The sequence below is a fragment of the Streptomyces fodineus genome (assembly GCF_001735805.1).
Taxonomy (GTDB): domain Bacteria; phylum Actinomycetota; class Actinomycetes; order Streptomycetales; family Streptomycetaceae; genus Streptomyces; species Streptomyces fodineus.
In genome coordinates, this window is the sequence record NZ_CP017248.1 from 7371707 (window position 1) to 7387196 (window position 15490).

The following is a 15490-nucleotide window of genomic DNA, read 5'->3' on the forward strand; positions in this document are numbered from 1 at the left end:
TCCATGGCAACGCTTGAAATCCGAGACCTGCACGTCACCGTCGAGGCCGACAACGCCACGAAGGAGATCCTCAAGGGCGTCGACCTCACCGTGAAGCAGGGCGAGACGCACGCCATCATGGGCCCCAACGGCTCCGGCAAGTCGACCCTCGCCTACTCGCTCGCGGGTCACCCGAAGTACACGATCACCAGCGGCACCGTCACCCTCGACGGCGAGGACGTCCTGGAGATGTCCGTCGACGAGCGGGCCCGCGCCGGCCTGTTCCTGGCGATGCAGTACCCGGTCGAGGTCCCCGGCGTCTCGGTCTCCAACTTCCTGCGCACCTCCGCCACCGCCGTCCGCGGCGAGGCCCCCAAGCTGCGCACCTGGGTGAAGGAGGTCAAGGAGGCCATGGAGCGCCTCAACATGGACCCGTCCTTCGCCGAGCGCAACGTCAACGAGGGCTTCTCCGGCGGTGAGAAGAAGCGCCACGAGATCCTCCAGCTGGAACTGCTCAAGCCGAAGGTGGCGATCCTGGACGAGACCGACTCCGGTCTCGACGTGGACGCTCTGCGGATCGTCTCCGAGGGCGTCAACCGCGTCCGCGAGACCGGCGAGGTCGGCACCCTGCTGATCACGCACTACACGCGCATCCTGCGCTACATCAAGCCGGACTTCGTCCACGTCTTCTCCGGCGGCCGGATCGTCGAGTCCGGCGGTGCCGAGCTCGCCGACAAGCTGGAGGACGAGGGCTACGAGGCATACACGAAGGGTGGCGTATCCGCGTGACACAGCTGCCGGGCCTCCTCGACACCGAGGCGATCCGCAAGGACTTCCCCGTGCTGGACCGCCTGGTCCACGACGGCAAGAAGCTCGTCTATCTGGACAACGCGGCGACCTCGCAGAAGCCGCGCCAGGTACTGGACGCCCTGAGCGAGTACTACGAGCGCTACAACGCCAACGTCCACCGCGGTGTGCATGTGCTCGCCGAGGAGGCCACGGCGCTGTACGAGGGCGCGCGCGACAAGGTCGCCGAGTTCATCAACGCGCCCAGCCGCGACGAGGTGATCTTCACCAAGAACGCCTCCGAGTCGCTGAACCTCGTGGCGAACATGCTCGGCTGGGCCGACGAGCCCTACCGGGTGGACCACGAGACCGAGATCGTCATCACGGAGATGGAGCACCACTCCAACATCGTGCCGTGGCAGCTGCTGGCGCAGCGCACGGGCGCGAAGCTGAAGTGGTTCGGCCTGACCGACGACGGTCGCCTGGACCTGTCCAACATCGACGAGGTCATCACGGAGAAGACGAAGATCGTCTCCTTCGTGCTGGTGTCGAACATCCTGGGCACGGTCAACCCGGTCGAGGCGATAGTGCGCCGCGCACAGGAGGTCGGTGCTCTCGTCTGCATCGACGCCTCCCAGGCCGCTCCGCACATGCCGCTGGACGTGCAGGCCCTCCAGGCCGACTTCGTGGCCTTCACCGGCCACAAGATGTGCGGTCCGACGGGCATCGGCGTGCTGTGGGGCCGCCAGGAGCTGCTGGAGGACCTGCCCCCGTTCCTGGGCGGCGGCGAGATGATCGAGACCGTCTCGATGCACTCCTCCACGTACGCCCCGGCGCCGCACAAGTTCGAGGCGGGCACGCCCCCGATCGCTCAGGCGGTCGGCCTCGGCGCGGCGATCGACTACCTCAACTCGATCGGCATGGACAAGATCCTCGCCCACGAGCACGCGCTCACCGAGTACGCGGTGAAGAGGCTCGCCGAGGTTCCGGACCTGAAGATCATCGGCCCGACCACGGCCGAGGACCGGGGTGCGGCGATCTCCTTCACACTGGGTGACATCCACCCGCACGACGTGGGCCAGGTCCTCGACGAGCAGGGCATCGCGGTCCGCGTCGGCCACCACTGCGCGCGCCCGGTCTGCCTCCGCTACGGAATTCCTGCGACCACGCGAGCGTCGTTCTATCTGTACTCCACGCCGGCCGAGATCGACGCACTGGTCGAGGGGCTGGAGCACGTACGGAACTTCTTCGGCTGAGAGGCGTGAGCTGAGACCGTGAAGCTGGATTCGATGTACCAGGAAGTCATCCTGGACCACTACAAGAACCCCCACGGGCGTGGTCTGCGGGATGGCGACGCCGAGGTGCACCATGTGAACCCGACGTGCGGCGACGAGATCACCCTCCGCGTGAAGTACGACGGCACGAAGATCGCGGACGTCTCGTACGAGGGCCAGGGCTGCTCGATCAGTCAGGCGAGCGCGTCGATCCTCAACGAACTGCTGGTCGGCAAGGACCTGCCCGAGGCGCAGAAGATCCAGGAGACCTTCCTGGAGCTGATGCAGTCCAGGGGCAGGATCGAGCCGGACGACGCGATGGAGGACATCCTGGAGGACGCGGTCGCGTTCGCCGGTGTCTCCAAGTACCCCGCGCGGGTCAAGTGCGCCCTCCTGAGCTGGATGGCGTGGAAGGACGCGACGGCCCAGGCGCTGGGTGGCGCCGAAGCCGAAAGGAAGACGGCATGACCGACACCGCTGAGATGAAGCCGGCCTCCGAGGAGGAGCTGCGCGAGGCCCTGATGGACGTCGTCGACCCGGAGCTCGGCATCGACGTCGTCAACCTCGGGCTGATCTACGGCATCCACGTCGACGACTCCAATGTGGCGACCGTCGACATGACCCTGACCTCCGCGGCCTGCCCGCTGACGGACGTCATCGAGGACCAGGCCAAGTCCGCCACGGACGGCCTCGTCAACGAACTGCGCATCAACTGGGTCTGGATGCCCCCGTGGGGCCCCGACAAGATCACGGATGATGGTCGCGAGCAGCTTCGGGCGCTCGGGTTCAACGTCTGACACAGAGCCTGCGAAAGGGGCCATGGCCGTGTGCCGTGGCCCCTTCGGCATGCTCAGCCCAGCCCGTCCACCAGCGGGAACGTCGAGTCCCCGCCCGTAGTGTACGCCCGTACGCATCGTTGTGTACGCTCGTACACATGGGATATCTGACGCTCGCCGGCGCCATCGCCGCCGAGGTCGCCGCGACGACGGCGATGAAGTACAGCGAGGGATTCAGCCGGCTCTGGCCCTCGCTCGTGACGACTCTGGGCTACCTCGTCTCCTTCGCGCTGCTCGCCCAGACGCTGAAGACCGTCCAGATCGGCACGGCGTACGCGATCTGGTCCGGCGTCGGCACCGCCACCATCGCCGTGCTCGGCCTGCTGCTGTTCGGGGAGGGGCTGAGCGTCGCCAAGCTCGGCGGGATCCTGCTGATCATCGGCGGCGTGGTCGTGCTCAACCTGGGCGGGGCGAGCCACTGATGCCCCGGCGCTACGACCCCGACCGGCGCCGGCGCCTCATCGACGCGGCGCTCCGCGTGGTCGGCCGGGACGGCATCGCGGGTCTCAGTCATCGCACGGTCGCCGCCGAGGCCGATGTCCCGCTCGGCTCGACGACGTATCACTTCGCCACCCTGGAAGAGCTGATGGTGGCCGCGCTGCGGCAGACGAACGAGAATTTCGCCAGGGTGCTGGCCGAGCGGCTTCCGGAGCACGGCGAAGGCGATCTCGCCGCCGACCTCGCCCGGGCGCTGGGGGAGTGGCTGGGCGCCGAGCGCACGGGCGTGGAGCTGGAGTACGAGCTGTATCTGGCGGCCCTGCGCCGCCCCGCGCTGCGCCCCGTCGCCGCGGAGTGGACCGAGGACGCCGCGGCGCTGCTGGGCCGGCGCACCGACCCGCTCACGGCCCGCGCCCTGCTCGCCCTGATGGACGGAATCTGCCTCCAGGTGCTGCTGACGGGCGGTTCCTACGACGAGGAGTACGCGCGCGCCGCCCTCGCTCGGCTGATCCCCTGAAGCGGCGCCCGGCACGTGAGACGCGGTTCGCCCTGACCACCCCGCCCACGTTAGGTTTTCTTCCATGACCGACTCTGCTTCCCGCACCACCGGCGCCGTCGCCGCCGGCCTCGCCACCCTCGCCTCCGACGGCACCGTTCTCGACACCTGGTTCCCGGCCCCCGAGCTGGTCGGGGCGCCGGGCCCGGCCGGCACCGAGCGGCTGACCGCCGAGCAGGCGGCGGAGCTGCTGGGCGGCGGCGCGACCGCGGCGATCGGCCCGGACGCCCGCCGGGGCGTCGAGGTGGTCGCGGTCCGTACGGTCATCGCCTCGCTGGACGAGAAGCCGATCGACGCCCACGACGTCTACCTGCGCCTGCACCTGCTCTCGCACCGCCTGGTCAAGCCGCACGGCCAGAGCCTGGAGGGCATCTTCGGCCACCTCGCCAACGTCGCCTGGACCTCGCTCGGCCCGGTCGCCGTCGACGACATCGAGAAGGTGCGCCTCAACGCCCGCGCCGAGGGCCTGCACCTCCAGGTCACCTCGATCGACAAGTTCCCGCGCATGACGGACTACGTCGCACCGAAGGGCGTGCGCATCGCCGACGCCGACCGGGTCCGCCTCGGCGCGCACCTCGCCGAGGGCACCACCGTCATGCACGAGGGCTTCGTCAACTTCAACGCCGGCACGCTCGGCACGTCGATGGTCGAGGGCCGGATCTCCGCGGGCGTCGTGGTCGGCAACGGCTCCGACATCGGCGGCGGCGCCTCCACCATGGGCACCCTGTCCGGCGGCGGCAACGTGATCATCTCCATCGGCGAGCGCTGCCTGATCGGCGCCGAGGCGGGCGTCGGCATCGCGCTCGGCGACGAGTGCGTGATCGAGGCGGGCCTGTACATCACCGCGGGCACCCGGGTCACCATGCCCGACGGCCAGATCGTCAAGGCCCGCGACCTCAACGGCGCCTCCAACATCCTCTTCCGCCGCAACTCGGTCACCGGCGTCGTCGAGGCCCGCCCGAACAACGCGGTCTGGGGCGGCCTGAACGACATCCTGCACAGCCACAACTGACATCCCGCTCAGGCCCGTTGCCGCCGCCGGACCCTGCGGATACGACGGCGGCGGCGGACCTTGCGGACCAGCCAGGTGCCGGCGCCGCCCGCGAGCGCGCCGAAGACCGCGCAGCCGGTGGTGGCCGCTCCGGCGCCCTGGAAGGCGAAGGCCGCCACGCCGGCGTACAGGGCGGTGGCGACGAGGAAGAACAGGCCCGCGAGAACGCAGCAGGCGAGGTCGTCGCGGCGGTCCAGCCGGTCGAGCCGTTCCAGTTCGGACTCGATCTGCGCGGGGGTCAGGGATTCGATGCGGTTCATACGGCAGGGGACTCGGATTCCGGCGCGCGTCTTGCACCTGGCCGCCACGTGCCGCCGCCCTCTGCCGCGGAACAGGGCGCAGCCCCGGCTGCTTTCACTCAGCCGGGGCTGCGCCGATGCGGTGTTCCAGATGTTTCCCGGAGGGGGTCAGCGACGGGTGTTCGCGGCCATTTCCCCCTCAGCGATGGCCGCGATCATCCGGGCGTGACGTTCCCAGTCGATGGGCTGGGGCGCCTCGTCGGCGAGGCGCCGGTCGCTCTCCTCCAGGAAGGCGAACGCCTTCTCCTGGGGCGAGGAGCGAGTGTCGGTCTTCATGCAATCTCCTAGGCGGGAACAGGAAGGATCCGGGCTCTCCGGACTCCCCCCGGAGCCACGGGACACGTGCGGTGGACATGAACTCCGTGACTCCTAGGCGAACCGGACGGCCCTCCTAAACCGCGATCTTCGATGCCTTGCGCATCGCGCGGTTGAGGTCCCGGGAGACGGTCGCCGCGGAGACGCCCAGGCTCCTGGCGATCTCCACGCCGGTGAGCTGTCCGACGTGGGTCATCTCCCAGACCGCGTACTGCCTGGGGTGGGCGATGGCCGCCTGCACGGCTCGCAGCAGCTCGAAGAAGGCGATGCCCGCGGCCGGATCGCCCTCGTGCGGCGCCCGGAACAGCGGGCGGCCCTCGGGGAGTTCACCGGCCGCCACCTCGGGAGCGAGCCTTCTGAACTCCGAGATCATCTTGTTCTTGGCGACGACGAAGGCCCAGGCGATCATCGGCTCACGGAAGCCCTCGTCACGCTTGATGTGGTGGTACAGGGCGATGTCCACGTGCTGCAGGATGTCCTGCCGGAGATCGTGGTCGCGGACCATGCGGGCGACGGCGTGGTCGATGCGCGGATGCACCTCCTTCAGCGCCTCGGTGAACCTGGCCAGCACCTTGGGGTGGACGGCCTGCGTCGGGGGATCGACCCCGTCCCCTTCGTACTTGGTGATCACCGGCGTCCTTTCGGAAGGAGTGCGAACATTTACCCCTTGGGACGCACTCGGAGAGGCGGTCTTGCGACGCCGGAGGTGATCTGCGTCACGTCTCCGGGAGCCGGGAGCCGGGAGCCGGGAGCCGGGAGCCGGGAGCCGGGAGCCGGGAGCCGGCCATCGCCGGCCGTTGATCAGGCCGCCACGAGCTGCTCGTACCGTGCCAGCAGCGCGTCGGTCGCCTCGCGGCCGGCGGGCAGCAGTGGGGCGCGTACCGGGCCCGCGGGCAGGCCCAGGCGGGTGAGCAGGGCCTTGGCGGTGACCGTGCCGGGCAGGCCCGCGCCCATCATCGCCTCGGTCAACGGCGTTGCCCGCAGCTGGAGTTCGGTCGCCCGGCCGGTCTCGCCCGCGTCGAAGGCGTCGAGGATCGCGGCGATCCGCCCGGGGGCGGCGTTCGCGACCGTGCTCACACAGCCCGCCGCGCCGACCGCGTACAGCGCCAGCACATGCTCGTCGCAGCCCGCGTAGTACGCCAGGTCCGTGTGCGCGAGCACCTTCTGGGTGCCGAGGAAATCGTAGGAGCAGTCCTTGACGGCCACGATCCGCGGGTGCGCGGCGAGGCGGATGATCGTCTCCGGCTCGATCCGGGTGCCGGTGCGGCCCGGGATGTCGTAGAGCATCACGGGCAGCCCGCTCGCGTCGGCGACCGCGCGGAAGTGCGCCTCCACCGCCTCCTGCGGCGGCCTGCTGTAGTACGGCGTCACCACCAGCACCCCGTCGGCGCCCGCCTTCTGCGCCGCGCGGGCCAGCTCCACGGTGTGCCGGGTGTCGGCGGTGCCCACGCCCGCGACCAGGGGCACCCGGTCGCCGACCGCCTCCCGGACGGCCGCGATCAGCTCCGCCTTCTCCGCGCCCGTGGTGGTGGGCGCCTCGCCCGTGGTGCTGCTGAGCACCAGGCCGTCGCAGCCCTCGGCCACCAGCCACGCGGCCAGCTTCCGGGCCCCGTCCAGGTCGAGGGCGCCCTCCTCGGTGAACGGCGTGATCATCGCGCAGAGAGTGCGGCCGAAGGGGCGGGCGGAGGTGCGTGTCGTCGTCATACGAGTAGTCTCGGCACCGTCAAGGTTAAGCTCTACTTAATTCTGCTACGATATATTGATAAGCATTACTGATGGGTAAGGGTGGCGGCCGAAGGTCCTGTGTCCAACTCGGCCCTTCATGGGTCACTATGGCCGGAGGGTCACCGACGTCCGTCATGGGAGGCGCCATGAAGCTCGGCAAGGCACTGGCCACCGGAGTCGCCGAGGAGCGGCCGCTCGTCCACGAAGAGCAGACCCCGCTTCCCGAGGAGACCGCAGCCCGCAGCGAACCGGCCGAGCCGGCCCGCGAAGAGGTCCAGGCCGCCCGATGAGACTGCGGCTCCCGGCCGAACGCCCGGCGGAGCCGCCGACCGGATACAAGATCGCCCACCCGGTGCTGTCCCAGGACGGCACCCGGGCCTGCTTCACCGGCGTGTCGCTCGGCGGCGCGCTGCCGTACGCCGTGCTCGACGACGCCTCCTGCGTCTACGGCCGCCGGCACCGCGCGCCCGCGCGGCTGTGCGACTGCGGCTTCCACTGCGTCCACGACCGCGCGGCCGCCGAGGCCATGCTGTGCACGGCCGAGCACCGGACGGCACTCCTGCTGGAGGTCTGCGTGCTCGGCGCCTACATCCGTTTCGAGCGTGGCTTCCGCTATGCCCGGCAGCGGGTGCGCACGGCCACCGTCGGCCCGTGCGACTGTGGCACCACCGCCGTCGCGCTGGCCGACGCCGGCTGGGGCAGGCCCGGCTGGCGGGCCCTCGCCCCCGTCTGCCCCGGCTGCGTGCGCGGCCGTACGTCCGTCTCGCTCGCCGGCTTCGCCCGGCTGGCCGGACAGGGGCTGCGGATGGTGGCGCGGGGCGGCGGTACGGGGAGCCCGTCCACCGGGTCGGCGGTCGGCACGGAGCCGGGCGTACCCGAACTCGTCGCGGAAGCCGCACTGTTGCAGGCGCGCCTGGACTGGTTCCAGAGCCAACTCGCGCGCCTCGGTGAACGCGGTACCGGGGGCGCGGGTCAGGACTGACGGTCTGATGGTCTTCGTCCCGGGTACCCGGATGTGTACGGAGAGGAGGCGGTCGTCCTGGCCTCAGCGTTCCGCCACCACTGTCAGCGAAAGGGCACACCGATGACGCACAGGATCCCGCACGGCAAGGGCGCCAAGGGCCCCGACGAACTGCGGCAGCAGATCGAGCACGCGCGCAGCCAACTCGGCGACAGCGTCTCCCACTTGATCGGCAAGGCCGATGTGAAGGGCCGGGCCCAGGCGCGGGCCGCGGACATGATGGACAAGGCCGGCGCCATGACCGTACAGCTGCGCGAGAGCGCCGCACACGCCGGTCACACGGCGCAGGACAGGGCGGCCGCGGCCGGGCACGCCGTTCAGGGCAGGGCCGCCCACACCCTCGAGCGGGTGCCGAAGCCGGCACTGGTCGCCGGCGCGGCGGGCGCCGCCCTCGCCGCGGTGGGCGTGCTGCGCCGCCGGCATCACCACTGACCCCCGCCGGTCAAGGGGTTCCGCCCCACCCTCTCACCGAAAACTCGGTCCGCCTGGACAGTAAAAGTTTTCGGTGAGAGGGTGGACGCATGCTGGACGTGACCGTGATCGAGGACCCCGAGGCCGCGGCCGTGTCGCTGGACCCCGTCCGGGCCCGGCTGCTCGCCGAGCTGGCCGCCGAGCCCGCGTCGGCGGCGATGCTGGCCGGCAAGGTCGGACTGCCCCGGCAGAAGGTGAACTACCACCTCAAGGCGCTGGAGCGGCACGGCCTGGTCGAGCTCGCCGGAGAGCGCCGCAAGGGCAATGTCACCGAGCGGCTGATGCGCGCGACCGCCGCGTCGTACGTCATCTCGCCGGCCGCCCTGCCCGCCGTGCAGCCGGACCCGGACCGCTTCCGCGACCAGCTCTCCGCGCGCTGGCTGCTCGCGCTCGGTGCCCGCCTGGTGCGCGACGTCGGCGTGCTGATCACCGGCGCCGCCAAGGCCAGGAAGCAGCTGGCGACCTACGCCCTGGACGGCCAGGTCCGCTTCGCCTCCGCCGCCGACCGCGCGGCCTTCGTGCAGGAGCTGACGGCGGGCGTGAGCGCGCTGATCCGCAAGTACGACGCCCCCGACGCCGAGGCCGGCCGCGACCACCGGATCGTCGTCGCCCTCCACCCCACGGTCAAGGACCGGCCCACCCCCGCACTGGATCAGTGAGCAGGAGCCCCGCCATGTCCCAGGAATTCGAGATCGTCCGCGAGTTCGAGGTCGACGCCCCGCCCGAGAAGGTCTGGGAGGCCGTCACCACCGGCACCGGTGGTTATCTGTGGCCGATGGACCCGCCCGAGCCGCGCGAAGGGGGCAAGGGCCCCTTCGGGTCCACCGTCACCGCCTGGGACCCGCCCCACCGCTACACCAACCGCAGCGAGAACGTGGGCATGCCGACCCAGTCGGTCAACGAGCTCGGCTACACCATCGAGTCCCGTGACGAGGGCCGCCGCGCCTGGGTGCGCTACGTCCACAGCGGCATCTTCACCGACGACTGGAACAACCAGTACGACGGCGCGAGCAAGCACACCAACTTCTATCTGCACACCCTGCGCGAGTACCTCACGCACTTCGCGCCCCGCCCGGTCACCTTCGCCCAGCTGCAAGGACCCGCGGCCTCGCGGACCCCGCGGGCGCTCGCCGCCGTCGGCCGTGCCCTCGGCCTGGCGGACGACACGGCCGCGGGGACGAAGGTGACCGTCCAGGGCCCCGGCGGGCGGACCCTGGACGCCGTACTCGACTACCGGAACCCGTACTTCGTCGGGCTGCGCACCGACCACGCCCTCATCCGGTTCTTCGGACGCGGCCACTGGGGCGCCCCGCTCGGCATCAGCATCCACGACTTCGCGCCGGACGCCGACGCCGAGGCGAACGAGAGTGCGTGGCAGGCCTGGCTGAACGAGGTGTTCAGCCGGGCGTGACCACCCTGATCAGGGACGGAACCGCAGCACCTGCGGGTCGTGGTCGCTGATCTGGTCGTTGAACTCCGCGTTGATGTGCACGCTGTCGTACTCGAAGTCGCAGCCGCGCCGGATCGCCGGGCTGATCAGGATCTGGTCCAGGACCTGCTCGTTGCCCTGGTAGTCGTAGGTGTAACGCTCGCTCCTGGGCAGCGACTTGATCGCCGACCACAGCTCGCCGTCGCCCTCGAGGATCTTCGCGGTGCCGGAGAACTCGAAGTCGTTCATGTCGCCGAGCGCGATGACGTTCGCGTTCTTCTGGACGGCCAGGATGTCCTTGACGAACGCGTTCACCTCGGTCGCCTGCGCGTGGCGCTGGATCTCCGAGCTGCGCGTCGGCGGCTGGTACTGCGAGGTCAGGCCCTGGTCGCCGCCCTTGGAGACCAGGTGGTTGGCGATCACGAAGACGGTCTTGCCGCGGAAGGCGAACTGGCCGGCCAGCGGCTTGCGGCTGTCCTTCCAGGCCGCGTTCGCCGGGTCGATCCGGCCGGGGGAGGCCGTCAGCTCGGCCTTGCCGTTCACCTTGGTGACCCCGACCGCGGTGGTGGAGTCGCCGCCCGCGCGGTCCACGAAGGACACCCGCTCGGGGTTGAACAGGAACACCTGGCGGATGTTGCCGCCCGGCTCGCCGCCGTCCTGGTCGTTGACCGGGTTGATCGAGCGCCAGTCGTACTTCGGGCCGCCCGCCGCGACGATCGCGTCGATCAGCTTGTTCACGGTGACGCTCGCGTCGACCGTGCCGTCGTCCGTGGCGCCGTCGTTGTCCTGGATCTCCTCCAGGGACACGATGTCCGGCGACTGGAGGTTGTTCACGATCGCGGCGGCGTGCTGGTCGAAGGTGTTGTCCGACGGGTCGAGGTTCTCGACGTTGTACGTCGCCACCGCCAGCTCGCGGCTGGACTGCTTCCGGGTCGTCTCGCGCTCCAGGCCGCCGCTCCGCAGCGTGCCGAGCTTGCTCGCGACCAGGGTGTAGCCGCCGAACTGGTTGAAGTCCAGCGGGCCGGTGGTGGTGCCCTCCAGGGTGTCGCCGACGTTCGCCTTCGGGAAGTCGGCGGTCGCGCCCAGCGACTGGATCTGCAGCCGGCCGGTGTTCTGCGAGTCGTAGGAGCCGTAGACCGTGCCGCCGCGGCGGTTGCCGTGCTCCCACGGCTTCACGGTGACCCACAGCTCGCTGTACGGGTCGGTGCGGCCGACCACGCGGGTGTCCTCGACCTGGACGTTCATGCCCTCCAGGGACTCGTAGTAGTCCAGGGCGTACTTCGACGGGTCCAGGGTGAGGCCGTTGATCGAGCCGCCGGCGGCGGTGTCGCCCTCGGGGGCGTACTCGTCCGGCACCGAGTCCTCGTCGATCACGACCGGCGCCGGGGCCGCGTTGCCGGTGGAGACCGTGGTGACCGTCGGCTTGGTGATCTCCGTGACGGACTGGTTGCCGGAGGAGGCGCCGCCCGGGACGAACTCCGAGACCGTGCCGGTCACCGTCACCGAGTCGCCGGCCGCGACCTTCGGCGTGGCGCCGGTGAAGACGAACACGCCCTCGCTGGTGGCCGGGTCGTCGTCCGGGTTGGGATCCTGGATCCAGAAGCCTCTGGAGGAGCCGTAGGTGCGCGTGGCCGTGACGATGCCGGGCACGTCCGTCACCTTCTGGCCCGCGTACGGCGATATTCGGGTGGTGCCCTGAATGTCGTGGATGCGCACCGAGTCGGCGTGCGCGGGGGAGGTGAGGACGACGGCGGACGCCGCGCTGCAGACGGCGGCGACGGTGAGCGCGGCGAGGCGCGCGGAAGACCTGCTCGGCAAGGGTTCCCTCCGGGGACGTGACGATGCGCCGGGACGAGGGTGGTACGGGAGCGTGCGGGGCTCGTAGCCCTCCGTGACACGCGTAGAGCCGAGTGAACAGTTGTCCCCCCAACTTCTACGCGCGTCAATCTCCAGCCTGCGCACGGGAGTTGTCAAGGTTTCGGCCATGTACGGCCGCTGACGGGGAGATGAACCGGGCGGCATGGGTGGAAATCCGTCTAGGCTGAGCGGCTGAGCCCGTTTCACGGTCCGAGGAGAACCAGCCGATGTCAGACAGCGCCCCCCTGCCGCCCGTACGGCTGCATCCCGAAGCGGAGCTGGCACGCGCCGCGCTGTCCACGCCGCTGCTCTCCCGTGCCGCCCGCCTCGCCCGCTGGGCCGGGCCCGAGACCCGCGTGGACGCCGGCGGCGGCTTGGCCGAGGAGCAGCTGCCGGCCGCCGCCGAACTGCTCGGGCTGAGCGGTGACGACGCCGCCGCGTACGCCAGTGAGGCCTGGCGGGTCGCCGTGGACGCCGGACTGGTCGAGATCGTGGACGAGGAGGCCGGGACGGTCCGGGCGGGCGAGGAGCTGAAGCTGCTCACCGGGGGCTCCCCGGCCGATGTGCTCGCCGTGTGGCTCACCGCGCTGGAGACCGTCGTCGCCGATGCGAGCGTGCCCGATCTGGACGATCTGGTCGACGCCCTGGACGAGGGCGGGGAGGTCGATTTCTCGTCACTCGACTGGGACCCCGAGGCCGAGGCCGAGTTCCTCGACGGCGTCCTCGGCAATCTGTATCTGCTGACGGTCGGTGAGGACGGCCCCGGCGGCGGACCTGTCCCGCTGCCCGCCCTCGCCGCCTCGATGATCGTCCCCGACGACATGGCGGAGCCCACCAACGACGTCCTGGAGCAGGTCTCCGACGCGATGATGCGGCTCGACGACCAGTTCCGGGTGCTGGAGCCGGTCGGGCTCGTGGAGTACCAGCCGGTGGACGAGGCCTTGATGGCCGACGCCGAGGACGAGCCGGCGGCGCAGCTGGACGACGCCGATGTCTCGCGGTACGGCATGGTCCGGCTGACCCCGCTCGGTGCGTACGGGCTGCGGGCGCGGCTGCTGGAGGCCGGATTCGAGGCGCCGGCCGTCGGTGAACTCGCCGACAAGGGCGCGGACGCGCTGCTCGACGGCACGGCGCGGTTCGGGCAGGACGCGGCGCGGGCCGAGACCGAGCAGTGGCTCGCCCGCCGTGAACCGCTGGACGCGGCAAGGGAGTTGCTGGCGGCGGCACGCGGCGCCGACCCGGGCGCGCCGCTGCGCAGGCTGCGCTGCCAGCAGGCCCTGTCCCTGATCGGCGCGGAGGCCGAGCCCGCGCTGCGGGAGGTGCTGGACGATCCGGAACTGGGCGGCCTGGCCCGCGTGTGGCTCAGCGAACGGGGTGCCGCCGGGGTGCCGGCGCCGTCCGAGGCGCTGGTGTTCTGGCTGACCATCGACACGGTGGCCGCGCAGCTCGCGGCCGAGGGCAACTCCGAGGAGCTGCAGGCGCTGGTGGAGGGGCTGGCCGCGCAGCACAGCGGGTTCTTCGCCGCGGCCTGGCGGGTGGGGCATCCGGCCACCGCCGATGTGCTGGAGGCGATGGGGCGGCTGCATCCGGACAAGAAGGTGGCGAAGGAGGCCCGCAAGGCCGCGTTCAAGGCGCGCTCCCAGCAGGGTGGTTGAAAGTCCCTTGAGCCCGTCATGGGTCGGTGCGTACGGATTCTTGGACGAGGGCCCCTGAGGTAGCCCGGCGTTCAGCTCCTGTTCATGGTGTGGCGAGAGCGTGTGCGCCGAACGGGGTCCGCCTTCCAGCCGCGGCACTCCCACCGTCTCAGGAGACACACACCATGTCGCTCACCCGCAGGGGCTTCGCCGGGGAGTCCGCGGTCGCCGGTGCCGGGGTCGCCCTCGCGGGCAGCGTCGGCGCCCTCGCCACCGCGCCGAACGCCCTCGCCGCGACGGACATCGACTGCGGCCATGCGGAGTCGGCGCACGAGGACCACCAGGGCGTCGGATACGGCCCGTTGGCCGCCGACCCGAACGGCATCCTCGCCCTGCCCGCGGGCTTCAGCTACGAGATCATCACCTACAGCGGCAGGACCAGGCTGGAGTCCGGCGAGTTCACGCCGTCCCGCCATGACGGCACCGCCGCCTTCGAGGGCCCCCGCGGCACCACCCTCCTGGTCAACAACCACGAGCTGGCCGGCGCCCGCGCCACCTGGCCGCACCCGGTGCCGCTCACCGACGGCCTGGTCTACGACCCGGCGGCGGCCGGCGGCTGTACCGTCGTCGAGATCCGCCACGGCGGCGACGTCGCCGAGTGGGTGGGCATCGCCGGCATTGCCGCCAACTGCGCGGGCGGCAGCACGCCTTGGGGTACCTGGCTGACCTGTGAGGGGACCGAGGACAAGGCCGGCAGGTACGGCTTCACCAAGGACCACGGCTATGTCTTCGAGGTCGACCCGGAGGACCGCCGGGCCAACCACGACCCCAAGCCCCTCAAGGCCCTCGGCCGTTTCGCCCACGAGGCCGTCGTCGTCGACCCCAAGCGCGGCCACCTCTACCTCACCGAGGACGCGTCCGGCCCCACCGGCCTGCTCTACCGCTGGACCCCGCCGGAGGGCTTCCGCCACGGCCGCGGCAAGCTGCGCACCCTCGCCGACGACGCGGGCCGGCTCCAGGCCTTCAGGTGCTTCGACTCCGGCGGCACGTTCGTCGACGACCTCTCCCGTGCCACCAAGACCGGCACGGTGTACGGGGTGGACTGGACGGACGTCCCGGACCGTGACGCCCAGGCCGTCTCGGTGCGCAGGCAGTTCACCGACGACGAGGTCACCCGCGCCCGAAAGCTGGAGGGCATGTGGTGGGGCGACGGCGGCGCCTACATCGTCTCCTCCTACGCCCGTGCGGAGAGCCCGGTCCGGCACGACGGCCAGGTCTGGTTCTACGACCCGGCGCGCCGCACCCTCACCCTGAAGGTGCTGCTCGGCGTGAGCCCGGGCCCCGCTGATGCGTCGGCGGATGGCGCCTTCGACGGTCCCGGCGACATCACCGTCTCCCCCTACGGCCTCGTCATCGCCGAGGACATCGAGGGCGTCCAGCACCTGTTCGGCGTCACCGAGAGCGGCCGTACCTACCCGATCGCCCGCAACGAACTCGCGCCGGCATCAGCCGCCACCGCGGCGGGCGGCACCGAAACCGGCCCGGAGCACAGCGAGTTCACGGGCGTCACCTTCTCGCCCGACGGCAGGACCCTGTTCGTCAACATCCAGACGCCCGGCATCATGCTCGCGATCACCGGACCGTGGAAGCGGCAGAGGCGATAGTCAATTCGCTCGCACCTCCAACGCTGCGCCTCCTACAGTGAGATCACGACGTCACGCACCTCCCGGTGCGATGGCAGCGGCTACTTCCCTTTCCTGGAATGAAACACAGCCGCAGCCGACTTGATCTCGGGAGGCGCAGCTCATGGTGGATGTCC

At 70.8% G+C, this 15490-nt stretch carries 19 protein-coding genes; 14 read left to right on the forward strand and 5 right to left on the reverse strand.

Translation table 11 applies throughout. From position 1 onward, the window contains the following. The first annotated feature begins 3 nt into the window (after positions 1–3). The 7 genes from sufC (at position 4) to dapD (ending at position 4881) form a co-directional block, all read left to right on the forward strand. Entirely contained in the window at positions 4–768 is a 765-nt protein-coding gene (gene sufC, locus BFF78_RS31700) for a Fe-S cluster assembly ATPase SufC (RefSeq protein ID WP_069781549.1), read from the forward strand. After that, positions 765–2021, forward strand: a complete 1257-nt coding sequence (locus BFF78_RS31705) for a cysteine desulfurase (RefSeq protein WP_069781550.1) — start codon at positions 765–767, stop codon at positions 2019–2021. Before sufC ends, BFF78_RS31705 begins: the two co-directional genes overlap by 4 nt. 18 nt (positions 2022–2039) lie before the next feature. Beyond that, positions 2040–2507, forward strand: a complete 468-nt coding sequence (gene sufU, locus BFF78_RS31710) for a Fe-S cluster assembly sulfur transfer protein SufU (protein ID WP_069781551.1) — start codon at positions 2040–2042, stop codon at positions 2505–2507. Next, complete coding sequence (locus tag BFF78_RS31715; protein WP_069781552.1) at positions 2504–2836, forward strand: metal-sulfur cluster assembly factor; 333 nt, start codon at positions 2504–2506, stop codon at positions 2834–2836. Before sufU ends, BFF78_RS31715 begins: the two co-directional genes overlap by 4 nt. Before the next feature lie 137 nt (positions 2837–2973). Beyond that, complete coding sequence (locus BFF78_RS31720) at positions 2974–3297, forward strand: DMT family transporter (RefSeq protein WP_069781553.1); 324 nt, start codon at positions 2974–2976, stop codon at positions 3295–3297. Then, complete coding sequence (locus BFF78_RS31725; RefSeq protein ID WP_069781554.1) at positions 3297–3830, forward strand: TetR/AcrR family transcriptional regulator; 534 nt, start codon at positions 3297–3299, stop codon at positions 3828–3830. Before BFF78_RS31720 ends, BFF78_RS31725 begins: the two co-directional genes overlap by 1 nt. A gap of 64 nt (positions 3831–3894) precedes the next feature. Then, positions 3895–4881: a 2,3,4,5-tetrahydropyridine-2,6-dicarboxylate N-succinyltransferase gene (gene dapD, locus BFF78_RS31730; protein WP_069781555.1), complete on the forward strand. Its 987-nt coding sequence runs from the start codon at positions 3895–3897 to the stop codon at positions 4879–4881. 8 nt (positions 4882–4889) lie between these two features. Here dapD and BFF78_RS31735 read toward each other — a convergent pair whose 3' ends face one another. The 4 genes from BFF78_RS31735 to dapA form a co-directional block, all read right to left on the reverse strand. Then, complete coding sequence (locus BFF78_RS31735; RefSeq protein WP_069781556.1) at positions 4890–5180, reverse strand: hypothetical protein; 291 nt, start codon at positions 5178–5180, stop codon at positions 4890–4892. A gap of 147 nt (positions 5181–5327) precedes the next feature. Then, positions 5328–5495 (reverse strand): hypothetical protein, encoded by a 168-nt coding sequence (locus BFF78_RS46425; protein ID WP_159033087.1) that lies wholly within the window; start codon positions 5493–5495, stop codon positions 5328–5330. A 115-nt stretch (positions 5496–5610) separates the two neighbouring features. Beyond that, positions 5611–6165 (reverse strand): RNA polymerase sigma factor, encoded by a 555-nt coding sequence (locus BFF78_RS31740; protein ID WP_079161563.1) that lies wholly within the window; start codon positions 6163–6165, stop codon positions 5611–5613. A gap of 170 nt (positions 6166–6335) precedes the next feature. Beyond that, positions 6336–7238, reverse strand: coding sequence for a 4-hydroxy-tetrahydrodipicolinate synthase (dapA, locus tag BFF78_RS31745; RefSeq protein ID WP_069781557.1), 903 nt, complete (start codon positions 7236–7238; stop codon positions 6336–6338). Positions 7239–7405: 167 nt separating this feature from the next. Here dapA and BFF78_RS47045 point away from each other — a divergent pair, with 167 nt between their 5' ends. From BFF78_RS47045 to BFF78_RS31765, 5 genes are all read left to right on the forward strand, one after another. Next, positions 7406–7549, forward strand: a complete 144-nt coding sequence (locus BFF78_RS47045; protein WP_165289385.1) for a hypothetical protein — start codon at positions 7406–7408, stop codon at positions 7547–7549. Further along, on the forward strand, positions 7546–8241 hold the full coding sequence (locus BFF78_RS31750; RefSeq protein WP_069781558.1) for a hypothetical protein: 696 nt from the start codon (positions 7546–7548) through the stop codon (positions 8239–8241). Before BFF78_RS47045 ends, BFF78_RS31750 begins: the two co-directional genes overlap by 4 nt. 102 nt (positions 8242–8343) lie before the next feature. Then, positions 8344–8712, forward strand: a complete 369-nt coding sequence (locus BFF78_RS31755) for a DUF3618 domain-containing protein (protein ID WP_069781559.1) — start codon at positions 8344–8346, stop codon at positions 8710–8712. An 89-nt stretch (positions 8713–8801) separates the two neighbouring features. Then, the gene (locus BFF78_RS31760) at positions 8802–9410 is read left to right on the forward strand and encodes an ArsR/SmtB family transcription factor (RefSeq protein ID WP_069781560.1); all 609 of its coding nucleotides are present in this window, start codon (positions 8802–8804) and stop codon (positions 9408–9410) included. Positions 9411–9424: 14 nt separating this feature from the next. Continuing rightward, positions 9425–10162 (forward strand): SRPBCC family protein, encoded by a 738-nt coding sequence (locus tag BFF78_RS31765; RefSeq protein ID WP_069781561.1) that lies wholly within the window; start codon positions 9425–9427, stop codon positions 10160–10162. Positions 10163–10171: 9 nt separating this feature from the next. Here BFF78_RS31765 and BFF78_RS31770 read toward each other — a convergent pair whose 3' ends face one another. Continuing rightward, positions 10172–11998, reverse strand: a complete 1827-nt coding sequence (locus BFF78_RS31770) for an endonuclease/exonuclease/phosphatase family protein (RefSeq protein ID WP_069781562.1) — start codon at positions 11996–11998, stop codon at positions 10172–10174. 266 nt (positions 11999–12264) lie between these two features. Here BFF78_RS31770 and BFF78_RS31775 point away from each other — a divergent pair, with 266 nt between their 5' ends. After that, positions 12265–13692, forward strand: a complete 1428-nt coding sequence (locus BFF78_RS31775; RefSeq protein ID WP_069781563.1) for a hypothetical protein — start codon at positions 12265–12267, stop codon at positions 13690–13692. A gap of 164 nt (positions 13693–13856) precedes the next feature. Further along, positions 13857–15335 carry an alkaline phosphatase PhoX gene (locus BFF78_RS31780; RefSeq protein WP_069781564.1) on the forward strand — a complete coding sequence of 493 codons (1479 nt, stop codon included), beginning with the start codon at positions 13857–13859 and terminating at the stop codon, positions 15333–15335. The last annotated feature ends 155 nt before the right edge of the window (positions 15336–15490 follow it).

Bases quoted from the DNA above. Each gene is read 5' to 3' on its own strand.
- sufC (WP_069781549.1), top strand. From the start codon at position 4: ATGGCAACGCTTGAAATCCGAGACCTGCACGTCACCGTCGAGGCCGAC.
- BFF78_RS31715 (WP_069781552.1), top strand. From the start codon at position 2,504: ATGACCGACACCGCTGAGATGAAGCCGGCCTCCGAGGAGGAGCTGCGC.
- BFF78_RS31720 (WP_069781553.1), top strand. From the start codon at position 2,974: ATGGGATATCTGACGCTCGCCGGCGCCATCGCCGCCGAGGTCGCCGCG.
- BFF78_RS31725 (WP_069781554.1), top strand. From the start codon at position 3,297: ATGCCCCGGCGCTACGACCCCGACCGGCGCCGGCGCCTCATCGACGCG.
- dapD (WP_069781555.1), top strand. From the start codon at position 3,895: ATGACCGACTCTGCTTCCCGCACCACCGGCGCCGTCGCCGCCGGCCTC.
- BFF78_RS31735 (WP_069781556.1), bottom strand. From the start codon at position 5,180: ATGAACCGCATCGAATCCCTGACCCCCGCGCAGATCGAGTCCGAACTG.
- BFF78_RS46425 (WP_159033087.1), bottom strand. From the start codon at position 5,495: ATGAAGACCGACACTCGCTCCTCGCCCCAGGAGAAGGCGTTCGCCTTC.
- dapA (WP_069781557.1), bottom strand. From the start codon at position 7,238: ATGACGACGACACGCACCTCCGCCCGCCCCTTCGGCCGCACTCTCTGC.
- BFF78_RS47045 (WP_165289385.1), top strand. From the start codon at position 7,406: ATGAAGCTCGGCAAGGCACTGGCCACCGGAGTCGCCGAGGAGCGGCCG.
- BFF78_RS31750 (WP_069781558.1), top strand. From the start codon at position 7,546: ATGAGACTGCGGCTCCCGGCCGAACGCCCGGCGGAGCCGCCGACCGGA.
- BFF78_RS31755 (WP_069781559.1), top strand. From the start codon at position 8,344: ATGACGCACAGGATCCCGCACGGCAAGGGCGCCAAGGGCCCCGACGAA.
- BFF78_RS31760 (WP_069781560.1), top strand. From the start codon at position 8,802: ATGCTGGACGTGACCGTGATCGAGGACCCCGAGGCCGCGGCCGTGTCG.
- BFF78_RS31765 (WP_069781561.1), top strand. From the start codon at position 9,425: ATGTCCCAGGAATTCGAGATCGTCCGCGAGTTCGAGGTCGACGCCCCG.
- BFF78_RS31775 (WP_069781563.1), top strand. From the start codon at position 12,265: ATGTCAGACAGCGCCCCCCTGCCGCCCGTACGGCTGCATCCCGAAGCG.
- BFF78_RS31780 (WP_069781564.1), top strand. From the start codon at position 13,857: ATGTCGCTCACCCGCAGGGGCTTCGCCGGGGAGTCCGCGGTCGCCGGT.